12 protein-coding genes and 2 riboswitches are annotated in these 12,280 nt (G+C 49.1%); all 12 genes read right to left on the bottom strand.

Going from position 1 to position 12,280, the window contains the following annotated elements; all coding sequences use genetic code 11:
* Nucleotides 1–2: 2 nt before the first annotated feature.
* The 12 genes from H9L42_RS06110 to H9L42_RS06055 all read right to left on the bottom strand — a co-directional run bounded on the left by H9L42_RS06110 (nt 3) and on the right by H9L42_RS06055 (nt 12,247).
* A complete protein-coding gene (locus tag H9L42_RS06110; protein WP_187302504.1) occupies nt 3–785 on the bottom strand; it encodes an ABC transporter ATP-binding protein in 783 nt (260 codons plus the stop codon).
* A complete protein-coding gene (locus H9L42_RS06105) occupies nt 782–1,909 on the bottom strand; it encodes a FecCD family ABC transporter permease (RefSeq protein ID WP_187302503.1) in 1,128 nt (375 codons plus the stop codon). Before H9L42_RS06105 ends, H9L42_RS06110 begins: the two co-directional genes overlap by 4 nt.
* Nucleotides 1,893–3,119 carry a FecCD family ABC transporter permease gene (locus tag H9L42_RS06100; RefSeq protein ID WP_187302502.1) on the bottom strand — a complete coding sequence of 409 codons (1,227 nt, stop codon included), beginning with the start codon at nt 3,117–3,119 and terminating at the stop codon, nt 1,893–1,895. Before H9L42_RS06100 ends, H9L42_RS06105 begins: the two co-directional genes overlap by 17 nt.
* A gap of 21 nt (nt 3,120–3,140) precedes the next feature.
* Nucleotides 3,141–4,901 carry a TroA family protein gene (locus tag H9L42_RS06095; RefSeq protein ID WP_187302501.1) on the bottom strand — a complete coding sequence of 587 codons (1,761 nt, stop codon included), beginning with the start codon at nt 4,899–4,901 and terminating at the stop codon, nt 3,141–3,143.
* Between the two features lie 69 nt (nt 4,902–4,970).
* Nucleotides 4,971–5,095: riboswitch (molybdenum cofactor riboswitch) on the bottom strand.
* Nucleotides 5,096–5,300: 205 nt separating this feature from the next.
* Nucleotides 5,301–6,167, bottom strand: coding sequence for a class I SAM-dependent methyltransferase (locus H9L42_RS06090; RefSeq protein WP_187302500.1), 867 nt, complete (start codon nt 6,165–6,167; stop codon nt 5,301–5,303).
* Nucleotides 6,168–6,224: 57 nt separating this feature from the next.
* A riboswitch (molybdenum cofactor riboswitch) is annotated at nt 6,225–6,346 on the bottom strand.
* A 262-nt stretch (nt 6,347–6,608) separates the two neighbouring features.
* Nucleotides 6,609–7,034: an aspartate carbamoyltransferase regulatory subunit gene (locus tag H9L42_RS06085; protein ID WP_187302499.1), complete on the bottom strand. Its 426-nt coding sequence runs from the start codon at nt 7,032–7,034 to the stop codon at nt 6,609–6,611.
* A gap of 12 nt (nt 7,035–7,046) precedes the next feature.
* Nucleotides 7,047–7,970: an aspartate carbamoyltransferase gene (gene pyrB / locus H9L42_RS06080; RefSeq protein ID WP_187302498.1), complete on the bottom strand. Its 924-nt coding sequence runs from the start codon at nt 7,968–7,970 to the stop codon at nt 7,047–7,049.
* On the bottom strand, nt 7,971–8,618 hold the full coding sequence (gene pyrE / locus H9L42_RS06075) for an orotate phosphoribosyltransferase (RefSeq protein ID WP_187302497.1): 648 nt from the start codon (nt 8,616–8,618) through the stop codon (nt 7,971–7,973).
* Nucleotides 8,619–8,629: 11 nt separating this feature from the next.
* Complete coding sequence (pyrF, locus tag H9L42_RS06070; RefSeq protein WP_187302496.1) at nt 8,630–9,331, bottom strand: orotidine-5'-phosphate decarboxylase; 702 nt, start codon at nt 9,329–9,331, stop codon at nt 8,630–8,632.
* Between the two features lie 16 nt (nt 9,332–9,347).
* Complete coding sequence (locus H9L42_RS06065) at nt 9,348–10,259, bottom strand: dihydroorotate dehydrogenase (protein WP_187302495.1); 912 nt, start codon at nt 10,257–10,259, stop codon at nt 9,348–9,350.
* The gene (locus H9L42_RS06060; protein WP_187302494.1) at nt 10,253–10,984 is read right to left on the bottom strand and encodes a dihydroorotate dehydrogenase electron transfer subunit; all 732 of its coding nucleotides are present in this window, start codon (nt 10,982–10,984) and stop codon (nt 10,253–10,255) included. The genes H9L42_RS06065 and H9L42_RS06060 overlap by 7 nt, the downstream gene beginning before the upstream one ends.
* Nucleotides 10,985–10,987: 3 nt before the next feature.
* Complete coding sequence (locus tag H9L42_RS06055; protein ID WP_187302493.1) at nt 10,988–12,247, bottom strand: dihydroorotase; 1,260 nt, start codon at nt 12,245–12,247, stop codon at nt 10,988–10,990.
* Nucleotides 12,248–12,280: the final 33 nt, after the last annotated feature.

Here is a 12,280-nt window from a genome sequence, read left to right as displayed (position 1 = left end):
CATTAAAATGTCGGTGCGCACATGCGCACTCTTTGCCCGTTTTCATCTACAAACTGAATAATTTTTACATCAACTTTATATGCTTCCTTCAAATTTTTTCTAGTAATAATCTCCATTGCGTCACCGAATTTAACCGGCGCGCTTCTCTGGAGGAGCGCCACCTTTGAGCGGCACATAAACGCCTGATCCGGACTATGTGTTGTCATAATGACGCCGTACCCCTTTTCCTTTAACTTCACAATTTGCCGCATGACACGAATCATATTGCCATAATCGAGGCTCGCTGTCGGTTCGTCCAGCACTAACATGTCCGGTTCCTGAGCCAGGGCCCTCGCAATCATTACAAGCTGGCGCTCTCCTCCGGAAATGTCAGTATAGACTTCGTCCCTGAGATGGCGAACACCCATATCTTCCATGGCCTGCTCGGCAATCTGATAATCCTGTTTTTTCGGTTGGCCGAAATAGCCAACGCTGTTCATCCGTCCCAGTAATACCACATCCTTCACATAATAAGGAAACGGCGGTACATGAAACTGGGACACATAAGCCAGGTGCTTCGCCAGCCGGGCAGGTGACCAGCGAGCAATATCCTCGCCGTCAATCCGCACTTCGCCGCCCAAAGGCTTTAAAAGCTTTAAAATCGTTTTAAAGAGCGTCGTTTTACCGACTCCGTTGGGTCCCAGCAGACAGCAAATCTCGCCTGTATTGACTTCAAAATTAATCTGCTCCAGTATCTCCTTTTCCTCGCTGTACCCGCAGGCAAGATTTCTCAATTCCAGCTTCATTCCCAGGTCCTCCTCTGCGAAAATAGAATCAGAACAAAAATAGGCAGGGTCACAAATTCCACCACTGTCCCCACCGGAAGCCCGTCGCCTCCGAATTTCACCATAGACGCCACATCCCGGCAAAGCACCAACAACGTACCTCCAATCAGTAAATTGCCCCAAAAGGTCCTGCGAAACTCTGCCCCGAAAATGCCTCTGCTGATAAAAGGTACAATTAAAGACACCATCCCCACAGAACCACAATGCACCATAGCCGCGGTAATCATCAGTGTTCCTAAAAGCAATGCTATAATCTTGAGCCTTCCAACTGAGATCCCCATGCAGGAAGATTCCTCGTTGTCAAAACTGATCGCGTTAAAACTGAAGCGCATCAGATAGACCGGGACCAGACTGATCACAAGGGCCAGGAGTAATGCCAAGAAGGAAACCGGTTCGATATTCACACTCATGGCTTTGGAAATTTGCTGGTATAATAGCAATTCTTCATTTTCCATGCTGACCGTATAATAGCTAATGGCAGCTCCCACAATCTGTGAAAGCACTGCGCTGACAAGCAGCAGGTCAAAGACGGAAAACTTCTTTTTCCCGCTGGAGAGTTTACCTGCGAACATAACCAGCGCCAGCATACAGACAGCTCCGATATAGCAGTATTCATATTTTTCCAGCGGCATGCTCAGCGCCATAGCGCCATAATTGTTAATCAAGATCAGAATTCCCAGCTGCACACCGGTGGAGACTCCCAGCATCGTCGGCGCCGCAATTGGATTACGGAACACACTCTGAAAAAGCATCCCCGAAAGCGCCAGCAGCATGCCGCACAAAAAGGTAATTACTGTAATCTTGAGGCGCCCCACGCTTTCCGGATAGGTGTCCATATCCCGTAGCAAGGAAAAACGCTCCAAATAAATAGGCCAGTTGAATGCCTTTCCCAGATTGAGGTGAATCCATGTCTTCAGGTTGACAAAAGTTTCAACCGGGGATACAAAACCAACTCCAATATGGCGGACACACAGAGACACAAGCAATACAGCTACTGTTATCAAAATCAGCAGTTTCATTTTCCTTCGATAATCTTTCTGATCTCCGATTCTGATTTTTTCCGCGTCTTTAAGCCCAATCTGCATTGCGTCCACTCCTAAACCGAATTAACATTGCTAAGAAAATCGCTCCTCCCACTACGCTAGTCATAACATTTATATTGGATGTATATCCGACAATACCAGCAACATGGTAAACGATCGTCATACACAGCGCCCCCATCAGGGCGGAAGCCGGCATCAGATATCGGAAATCGGACCCGGTAATTCTCCTTGTCATATGGGGTACAATAAATCCGACAAATCCGATCATTCCGCAGAAAGAAATGACAATCGCCGTCAAAGCCGTCACAATTCCTACCATCAGATTTCTTGTAAACTCTACCCGCATCCCCATGCTCCTTGCCTCATCCTCGCCGAAAACCAGCAGGTTCAGCTTTCCCCGCAGAACCATCATCGCCGTGATCCCCGCCAGAATAGGGATACCCACCATTGCCAGATGCTCCAGGGTAAAAGTATTATCAAAGGTACCCATCATCATATAACGGAGCGCCGTTGTCTTCGTATCATCGGTATGACGCAGCAACATATAATACTGAACCAGTTCCAGTACACCGCCAATTACGGAGCTGAATACCGATCCACACAGAATTAGCGCCAGAGAGGACAGCTTACCGCGCCCTGCTAGTTTTGACAGACTGACAATCAGCGCCACCGTGCCCAAACAGCCTGCAAGAATAAAAAAGCTCTGAGCGTAGCGTTCCAGTAGGTTCATTTGCTGGAGTTGCTCATGCACCTCCAGATAAGTGGTAATAGCCGGTCCTTCTTTCATAAAAAAGAGGATATAAATCGATCCGCCCAGCACGCCGCCGGTCTGGACACCCAATGTAGTTGGCGAGGCCAGCGCATTTCGGAAAGAACCCTGATAGACGGTTCCACTGACCGCCAGCGCCGCTCCTACCAGCGCCACTATCAGATAGCGATAAACGATATATTTCATCCAGGAATGAGTATCACCGCCAAGCCAGTTTCCCAGTTCCTCAATATTCGCCTTTGTCTGATTCACATACCAGGCCGGCGAGAGATTAATATTATTGGCAAGTACGCCGTTAGGCAGCATCACAGCCAGAACAAAGGCGACCAGCAGGCAGATCAGCAGGATCACCTGTGTCCGCTTTCGTTTTTCCATCTGAAAGCGCCGTTTCTGCTCGTCCCGGAATATATTCCGATCCGCTTCTGTTATCTTCATCTGGATTTTCGATTCAGAAGGGTTCTGTTGTTTCTTCGGTTCTGTCATAATCTGTTTTTCGCTTTCTGTTTATTTTCCGTTCAGAATATCATTCAGTTCGCTTTCTGACAGGGTATGCCCATAAAAGCGGGAATAAAAATCGCTGATTTTATCCCGCACTTCGCTTTCTGAGTACTCTCCGCTGAACTTCCAGGCCGCCCATACGCTTTCCAACACGCTTTCAATGGATCCTTTCGACCAGCTGCAGACACCTTCCGGGTTCACGTAGATGTCATAGTCTCCTTTCGAAAAGGAGCGAATCAAAGTGCCGTTGCTTTCAAATCCAATATCGGTCTCATTTCCAACCTTAATACGATCCCGTTTTTTCCACATTTCTGAAGATTCAATACTGGATTTTACAGATTCACTTTCTACGATAATCGCCGGGAATTCATTCTGTCCGCTAGCCTGTTCTCCCAGGCTCACATCGATGTCTCCTGCTTTTGCCCGAAGGAAACTCTCCGTCCGTACATTATAGATACTCAGTGAGCTTCCATTAATCTCCGGATTCTGCCCGTTAATAACCAGTGGGATGGCTGCATATTCGTCTTCTGATCCTCTTGAAAAGCGCGCTCCGTTGTTGCAGACGCCCGCCACGCTGAGATAATAGCTGAGCGGACTGTTGGAATAGCCCTTCGGCGCTACCGCTACTCCCTTCTCTTTATAGATCACACTGCCGCCTTCGCTCATTTGAAAGGTTGCAGAGCTATCCCAGTCAGATACATACAAGGTATAACTACCCTCCGTTGAAGCATTGCTGACCCTCTTGAGGCCACTTACAGAAAGATCGTTGTTAAAATCAATATTATTCCAAGTAAATAACCCCGTCTTTCCTGTTACCTCATCCACCAAATTCTGGCAATAGTCAATATACTCGGCGGCTTTTTCTTTGGCGTTAAGGCCTCCGCGCTTACTACGGTCGCCGATCAGGTCTCCCATCATTGTAACCGCGTTTTCAATATTATCCGCCGTATTCATACGCGGAATCGCCATATAGTAAATTCCTGCCTTCTGCAGTTTTTTTAGTTGCTCATCACTGAAATTGCTTTCGCCCCCCATGCCAATGCACACATCCGGTTTCATACGCAACACTTCCTCGAAGCTACTGTCACTCATGGGAGTCGTCCCATCCCCGCTCCAAAGCTGTTTCGCATTACCGATGCCTTGACCGGAGAATACACTCTGCGCCAGACTGTTGTTAGCGAAGCTTTCCGAAGTTCCTGCCAGAATATCACTTCCTCCCAACATCTGGACCAAACCAGCACCGCTACCTGCTACTACAACGGAATCGACTTTTTCCGGCTTTTTCACTTGGTTTCCAGATTCATCGTTAATTGGCCTTTTATTGGGATCTTTGGAAGCGCCACCTCCATTCTGGCCTTCGGCTGCTTCCCCTTCCCCTTTTCCCTTTCCGTCTTTTTTCTTTTTCTTGTTTGACTTGCCGTCTTTCGCTTTCTCGTCGCCAACTTCTTTCGCTGCTTTTCCCTCATTTTTGCCGGTTCCTTTTTTGGCTGCCACCTTTTTCTGATCCGCATCCCGTTTACTTTTATCGATCTTTTTCTTTGACAGATTCGGATCCTTTTCCTTGTTATTTTCATCATTATTAGCAACCTTTGTCAGATTATCATAATCGATATCCTCCGATGCCTGGTCATATAGAATCTCCTGAATCACTTTACTTTCCCGGCATCCTGACAGGGAAAACAGCATAAAAAACGCTAGCAGCATAACTGCTGCCCGCAAGACGAATTTCTCTGCCCTGCCTGACCCTGTACTTTTCTTCAAATTCATCTTTTCATCACCCAATTCCTAAATCAGTACAACAAAAAGGACTCTCCCACATCCGTGAAAGAGCCTTACTATCTACTTTAAAACATTCCTTTCCAAATGATGCGGGAGGCAGCTCCGTTTCCAGAACTACCCATCGACGCGGATCCATAAGCTTTTCACTCTCCAGGCTTTCGCGTTCGGAATTTTCCTAATTATTTATTCCATATTTCTCTAAAACTTCCATACTACAAAGAGTATTTTATCACATTTTTTCTTCCGTTTTCGTTTCCATACGAACATTTTTGAAGAAAAAACATCTTTTTCTTCAAACTTTCTCCCTAGTTCGACCTTCTATTCATCACTTTTTCCTTCCAAAAAAACCGACTCAAGGACTCTTTCCATTCAGCCGGTTTTCTTTTCCTATTCCTGTACCTCCGGCTTCCACCAAAGAACGATACTCTTTGTTTTTGCCAGGAAGGTAACGCTGCCGTCCTGGTTTTCTGTCAGGAATTCATCGGTATTCTTTTTGAAAATCGGAAGCTTTTCTTCCGCAAGCTCCGGCCAGAGTTTGCGCAGTTCTTCATAAGCCTGTTGCCTGTTTTCAAAGGTTCTGGTAAATCCGTCCTCCACAATATTCAGATTCGGGTCAAAGCCCAGATCGTACACCCGGTTGTACCACAAATTGTTTCCCAGACGCCGATCACGATGCTGAGGCGGCCCCGGCATAGGTCTTTCTTCGGTTCCTTTAAACAGCTTCCCGACAATCCCGGGGATACTTGGGTATCCATGGGCCCAGATTACAATCGCTACATATTTTTCCGCCAAACTGGAAAGCCGCGCCAGATCCTGCAGAGCGACCGTTCTGGAAGCAATGACAATATCAAATTTTCCCAAGGTGGAAATATCTTCTGTTTCCCAGTCGAACAATTTCGTCGTTACATTATCCAGCCCCGCTTCTCTGGCGTTTGCCGCGCAGAATTCCAACATCTTCGGAGACGCGTCCAAAGACATAACGGATTTTGCACGCTTTGCCATCGGCACGGTGATTCTTCCCGGTCCGCAGCCCACATCCAGAACCGTATCCTCTTTTGATGTATCAAAACAATTAATCTGGTTCAGCGTAAACTCCGCTTCCATCTTAGCCATCCGGTTATAAAATTCCGCCTGATTGTCCCAACCGCCATATCCCCTTTTCGGACCTCTGTCACCAGAGTCTTCCGCCCGTTTAGGCGGCGCGGGCATGGCAAGCTTGGCCAGTTCTTCCCAGTTGATAAATGGTTTGCTCATAATTCCTCCTTAAAACAGAAAAGAGATCCTTTTCCCGTTATTCTGAGAAAGAACCTCTGATTTTTTTGCTTCATTCCTTTCCAAAACACGGGAGGCAACGCCGTTTCCCGCGCTACCCATCGACGCTCGGCCATAGATAGGTTCTCCACAGGCCTCTGCGTTCGGAATTGTCATTCTGTTTTTCTTATCCCGTGCTTATTATAGTCTTCTAAATTCCGTGAATCAAGACAAAAATCTCATTTTTTTACAAATTCTCCATAGAAAAATCCGCCGAATTTAAAAATCACTCCGCAGAAAAAAAGAAAAAATGTGTCCGCACAATCTCTTTTCAGAGAATGGCCACACAATTGCAGTCCACTTTGGAAGCTCCGTCTTTTTTCCTAATGCGAAAAGACATGGGAACCTCCAAATTCCGCTCCCATGCCTTTGTCTTTTGAGAAACTATTTATATTCCTTATGCTCCACATCGCAGTAAGCGCAGCGGTAAATCTTCTTTTCCCGATCCGCCAGCTTAAAAATATGCGTAATTTCCTGCTCCGTGGAAGTGATGCATCTGGGGTTTTTACATTTAATCACATCGGTCAGAGTCTCCGGCAGTTCCAGATGCTCCTTTTTCTGCAGCTTTCCGTCTTTAACCCGGTTAATGGTGATATTGCTGTCTATGTAGCCCAGCATTTCAAAATCCAGTTCAATCTCATCGTCAATCTTGATGATGTCCTTTTTTCCGTATTTGCTGCTGCGTACATTCTGGACAACCGCCACGCTGCAGTCCAGCTTATCCAGCCGCAGGTAGTTATAAATCTCCATGCTCTTTCCCGCTTTGATATGGTCCAGAACAATTCCTGTATTTACGCCGTCAATATTCATTCCTCGTACCTCCTATTTGATTCCCAGTAAATCCAAAATCAGCGCCATCCGGATATGTTTGCCGCACAGAGCCTGTTCAAAATAGCAGGCCCGCGGATCATCGTCCACCTTTACGGAAATTTCGTTTACCCTCGGCAGCGGATGCATGATAGTCAGATCCGGCTTGGCGTTTTCCAGCTTCTCCATATCCAGAATATAAGTGTCTTTCAGCCTTACATAATCCTCTTCATTGAAGAACCGTTCTCTCTGCACTCTGGTCATGTACAGCACGTCCAGCTCCGGCATGACTTCTTCCATGCTTTCTACCTCACACCACTGCGCTCCCGCTTCCCGGAGCTTTTCCCGGATGTATTCCGGAACACGCAGTTCTTCCGGCGAAATGAGCACAAACTTCACATTCGGATAGCGGAGCATGGCTTCGATCAGGGAGTGAACCGTTCTTCCGAACTGCAGGTCTCCGCACAGTCCCAGTGTAATGTTGCCCAGTTCCCCTTTCTTTCTCTTAATGGTCAGAAGGTCGGTCAGGGTCTGGGTCGGATGGAAATGTCCGCCGTCTCCCGCGTTGATAATAGGAACTGTCGTTCTTCTGGAAGCGACCAGCGGCGCACCTTCCTTCGGGTGGCGCATAGCGATAATATCCGCGTAGCAGCCTACGGTCCGCACGGTGTCGCTTACACTTTCGCCCTTAGCCGCGGAGCTGGAGGACGCTTCGGAAAAGCCCAGCACACTGCCGCCAAGTTCCAGCATAGCCGCTTCAAAGCTGAGTCTTGTTCTGGTACTCGGTTCAAAGAACAGCGTGGCCAGCTTTTTCCCTCTGCAGATTTCCGTGTAGTCATCGTGATTTGCCACAATATCATCCGCCACCTCGATGAGATGATCGATTTCCTCCACAGACATGTCCAAAATACTGATTAGATTACGAATTGCTTCTGCCATTTATTTGTCTCCTTTCATCCATCCCTCATCCGAAGGGTTATCCCGGAACGCGATTAAGCGTTCCACATCCTCTTTTTTAATATAGCCTTCCTCTGCCGCCACTTCCACTAACGTGTCCAGATCGCAGAGGCTGATATTCTGAATGTCCGCCGCGGCCATACGCTCTTTTCCCTTTGCCATCCCGTAAGTAAAGATGCTGGCGATTCCCAGAACCTCCGCTCCCGCTTCCCGCAGAGCTTTTACGGTATCCAGAACCGATCCCGCCGTAGAAATCAGATCTTCAATGACAACCACTTTCTGTCCTTTTTCCAGCTTTCCTTCAATCTGGTTGGTACGCCCGTGATCTTTGGCGGAACCCCGCACATAGCCCATAGGCAGCCCCATGATGTGACCGGTAATCGCCGCGTGAGCGATTCCCGCCGTGCTGGTTCCCATCAGCACTTCACATTCCGGATAATGCTCCCGGATGGTTTCCGCCAGGCCTTCCTCCACTTTAATCCGTACTTCCGGCGCCGTCAGCGTCAGGCGATTGTCACAGTAAATCGGGCTTTTGATTCCGCTGGCCCAGGTAAAGGGCTCGTCCGGGCGCAGGAAGACCGCCCCGATGGATAAAAGACCTTTCGCGATTTCTTGTTTTCTGTCTGCCATTTTCCTACCTCCTATGCGTTCACAAATTCACTTACACAACGTTCATAGGCAGCCACCGGATCCTCCGCCTGGGTAATGGGCCGCCCTACTACAATATAATCGGATCCCAGCTCCTTTGCTTTGGCCGGAGTGGTTACTCTCACCTGATCCCCCTTGCTGGCGTCGTCAAAGCGCACCCCCGGCGTTACGGTCAGAAATCCGCTGCCGCAGGCTTCATGGATCTTGCCTGATTCCAGAGGAGAACATACAACTCCGTCAAGGCCGGCCTCCGCCGCGTTTTTCGCGTACTGAATGACTACCTGATCCAGTTCTTCGGGGATCAGCAGCTCTTTCTGCATCCGTTCCTGACTGGTGGAAGTAAGCTGCGTTACCGCAATAAGAAGCGGTCTTGTGCCATCCTCTCTGGTCAGTCCCCGCAGAGCCGCCTTCATCATTTCAATGGTACCCGCCGCGTGCAGATTCACCATATCCACATCCAGCCGGGACAGTACCGCCATGGCCTTTTCCACAGTATTGGGAATGTCGTGAAGCTTTAAATCCAGGAACAGTTTGTGTCCCCGCTTCTTGATTTCCCGGATAATCGACGGACCTTCCGCATAGTAAAGCTCCATTCCCACCTTTACATAAAGCTGCTTTCCTGTAAACTGATCGAGAAAGCTCAGCGCTTCCTCACCGCTCTTGAAGTCAAGAGCCACCATTACATCTTTTCCCATCTGCTGCCTCCTTTTCTTAATCTATGATTCCGATAATATCTCTCAGATTCTCAATTCCCAGTTCTTCCATAACCGCCGGAAGTTCTTCGATGATTTCTTTGCAGGCGTAAGGGTTCACCAGATTGGCCGCTCCTACCTGCACTGCTGAGGCTCCCGCCATCATCATTTCAATCACGTCTCTCGCGCTGGAGACGCCGCCCATTCCGATAACCGGTATATCCACCGCTTTGGAAACCTGATATACCATGCGCACCGCTACCGGGAAAATGGCCGGGCCCGAAAAGCCGCCCATTTTATTGGCAATCACCGGCTGCCTTCTTTTGATATCGATCCGCATTCCCAGCAGAGTGTTAATCAGGCTCAGTCCGTCCGCTCCCGCCTCTTCACAGGCTTTGGCGATGGAAACAATATCCGTCACGTTGGGACTCAGCTTGATGTACACCGGCTTTGCGGCAACTTCCTTAACGGCCTTTGTCACTGCCGCCGCGCTTTCCGGCAGTACGCCGAACGCCATTCCGCCATCGTGAACGTTGGGACAGCTTACATTGACCTCCAGGATTCCCACCTGAGATACATCGTTCATCGCCTTTGCGCACTGTACGTATTCTTCAATAGAAAATCCGCTGATATTGGCGATTACCGGCTTTTTATATATCTTTGAAAGTTCCGGAAGTTCTTTCTCAATCACCGCCGCAAGCCCCGGATTCTGCAGTCCTACCGAATTGATCATCCCTTCCGCGCATTCGGCGATTCTCGGCTGGGGATTTCCGAACCGCTCTTCCCGCGTAGTCCCCTTAAAAGAAAGGGATCCCAGAATATTAATATCATAAAGTTCCGCGTACTCCTTTCCGTACCCGAAGGTTCCGCTTGCCGGAATCACCGGGTTGGAAAGAGTCAGTCCACTTAAAGATACACTTAAATCTACCACAGGATTTCCCCTCTTTCCAGAACCGGACCATCTTTGCAGATCCGTTTGCTTCCGTATTTTGTCTTGCAGCTGCAGCCCATACAGCCGCCAAAGCCGCAGGCCATTCTGGCCTCAAAGCTGAACTGTCCGTCCTCGGCCTTCTCCCATACCGCCTTCAGCATAGGCTCCGGTCCACAGGCGCAGGCATAATCCGCAGCGTCAAAGCCGTCCGTCACAAAGCCCTGTTTCCCATAGCTTCCGTCTGCCGTCATTACGGTTACCGCAAGTCCCAGAGCCCGAAATTCCTCTTCATAAAAGATCTCGTCCTTCGTGTTAAATCCCAGAACAACCTGCGGCCGCAGCCCTCTGGCCAGCAACGATTTCGCCAGGCCGTACATAGGCGGGATTCCCACGCCGCCTCCCGCAAGCAGCGGCGTATCCGAAGCCTGGGCGATCTTATCCAGATCATAACCGTTTCCAAGGGGGCAAAGAAGATCCAGCACGCCGCCTTCTTTCATCTCCGCCATGGCTTTTGTTCCCTGTCCGACAACTTTATAAAGAATCGTAAGTTCCCCGTCCTTCCAGTCGCAGATGGAAATGGGCCTTCTCAGATAAAAGCCGTCCAGTTTGATATTCACAAACTGTCCGGGCGCGGAAATTTCCGATGTATCTCCGCCGAGTTTCATTTCATAAACTTCCCGGGTCAGCGGCCGGTTTTCGATTATTGTATACTTGTTCCTTTTCATTGCTTATCTCCTGCTGTATACCTGTTTTCCATTTACAAAGGTCATCACGTTTTCTCCCTGAACCTCCAGTCCCGCGAAAGGTGTGCTGCGCCCCTTTGAAAGGAACCGATCCGGCTGAACATTTCCGGAGGCTTTCAGATCCAATACTGCCAGATCCGCGATCTGTCCCTCTTTCAGATATCCGCCTTCTATGCCAAATACCCGGCGGGGAGCGATGGCCATCCGCTCAATTAACGTTTCCAGTGAAAGAATGCCTTTTTTTACGAGGAAGGTGTACAGTACCGGAAACGCGGTTTCCAGGCCCACAATGCCGAAGGCGCTGTCCGCCAGTCCCCGGCTCTTTTCTTCCTCGCTGTGGGGAGCGTGATCCGTAGCGATCATGTCGATGGTTCCATCCTGAATTCCCTCAATCAGCGCCGCTTTATCCGCGGAAGACCGCAGCGGCGGATTCATTTTGAAACGTCCGTCCTCCCGCAGATCATCCTCGCACAGAATCAGATAATGGGGCGCGGTCTCACAGGTAACCGGCAGACCGTCCTCCTTGGCCTGTCGAACCAGCGCTACCGTTTCCTTTGTGGAAATGTGACATACATGATAGCGCGCGCCGGTCTTTTTACAGAGATCCAGGTCCCGCTCCACCTGCTTCCATTCGCTTTCCGAACAGATTCCTTTATGTCCGTGAGCCGCGGCGTAAGCGCCTTTGTGGATGTACCCTCCTTCCAGCAGGCTTTCATCCTCGCAGTGAGCGACAATGATTTTGCCCAGAGCTTTTGCCTTCCTCATGGCTTCTTCCATCCGCTCCGCCGTCTGCACACCCTTTCCGTCATCCGAATAGGCGATGACAAAGTCCTTCATGGCTTCCATGTCTGAAAGTTCGCTCCTGCCGTTCTGCTCTTTCGTAATCGTCCCGTAGGGATAGACTTTTACAACCGCGTCCCGCCGGATAATCTCCAGCTGTTTTTCCAGAGCCTCCAGACTGGATGGCGCCGGGTCCAGATTCGGCATGGTGCAGACCGCCGTATAGCCGCCCCTGGCCGCCGCCTGAGTTCCGGTTTTGATCGTTTCCTTATAAAAAAAACCAGGTTCCCGGAAGTGTACATGTACATCGGTAAAACCTGGAATTAAAAGGAAAGAATCACAGTCGATGCTTTCATCATATGTAGAAAAATCAGAAAAGGATAGACGATCGTCAACTACAAAAACGTCTCTTTTTTCAAATCCCTTTTCCGTGAAAATGTGCCCGTTTTTCAGTAAGGTTTTCATCCCTGCTCCTTTCCATTTCCGTTTTCAGCCTAA

The organism is Zhenpiania hominis (genome assembly GCF_014333425.1).
Taxonomy (GTDB): domain Bacteria; phylum Bacillota; class Clostridia; order Peptostreptococcales; family Anaerovoracaceae; genus Hominibacterium; species Hominibacterium hominis.
This window is presented reverse-complemented; position numbering and strand designations above follow the sequence as displayed.

Coding starts and splice junctions, on each gene's coding strand:
- pyrE (WP_187302497.1), bottom strand. CDS start 8,618: ATGGCAGACAGAAAACAAGAAATCGCGAAAGGTCTTTTATCCATCGGG.
- pyrB (WP_187302498.1), bottom strand. CDS start 7,970: ATGGCAGAAGCAATTCGTAATCTAATCAGTATTTTGGACATGTCTGTG.
- H9L42_RS06090 (WP_187302500.1), bottom strand. CDS start 6,167: ATGAGCAAACCATTTATCAACTGGGAAGAACTGGCCAAGCTTGCCATG.
- H9L42_RS06110 (WP_187302504.1), bottom strand. CDS start 785: ATGAAGCTGGAATTGAGAAATCTTGCCTGCGGGTACAGCGAGGAAAAG.
- pyrF (WP_187302496.1), bottom strand. CDS start 9,331: ATGGGAAAAGATGTAATGGTGGCTCTTGACTTCAAGAGCGGTGAGGAA.
- H9L42_RS06095 (WP_187302501.1), bottom strand. CDS start 4,901: ATGAATTTGAAGAAAAGTACAGGGTCAGGCAGGGCAGAGAAATTCGTC.
- H9L42_RS06085 (WP_187302499.1), bottom strand. CDS start 7,034: ATGAATATTGACGGCGTAAATACAGGAATTGTTCTGGACCATATCAAA.
- H9L42_RS06100 (WP_187302502.1), bottom strand. CDS start 3,119: ATGACAGAACCGAAGAAACAACAGAACCCTTCTGAATCGAAAATCCAG.
- H9L42_RS06060 (WP_187302494.1), bottom strand. CDS start 10,984: ATGAAAAGGAACAAGTATACAATAATCGAAAACCGGCCGCTGACCCGG.
- H9L42_RS06055 (WP_187302493.1), bottom strand. CDS start 12,247: ATGAAAACCTTACTGAAAAACGGGCACATTTTCACGGAAAAGGGATTT.
- H9L42_RS06105 (WP_187302503.1), bottom strand. CDS start 1,909: ATGCAGATTGGGCTTAAAGACGCGGAAAAAATCAGAATCGGAGATCAG.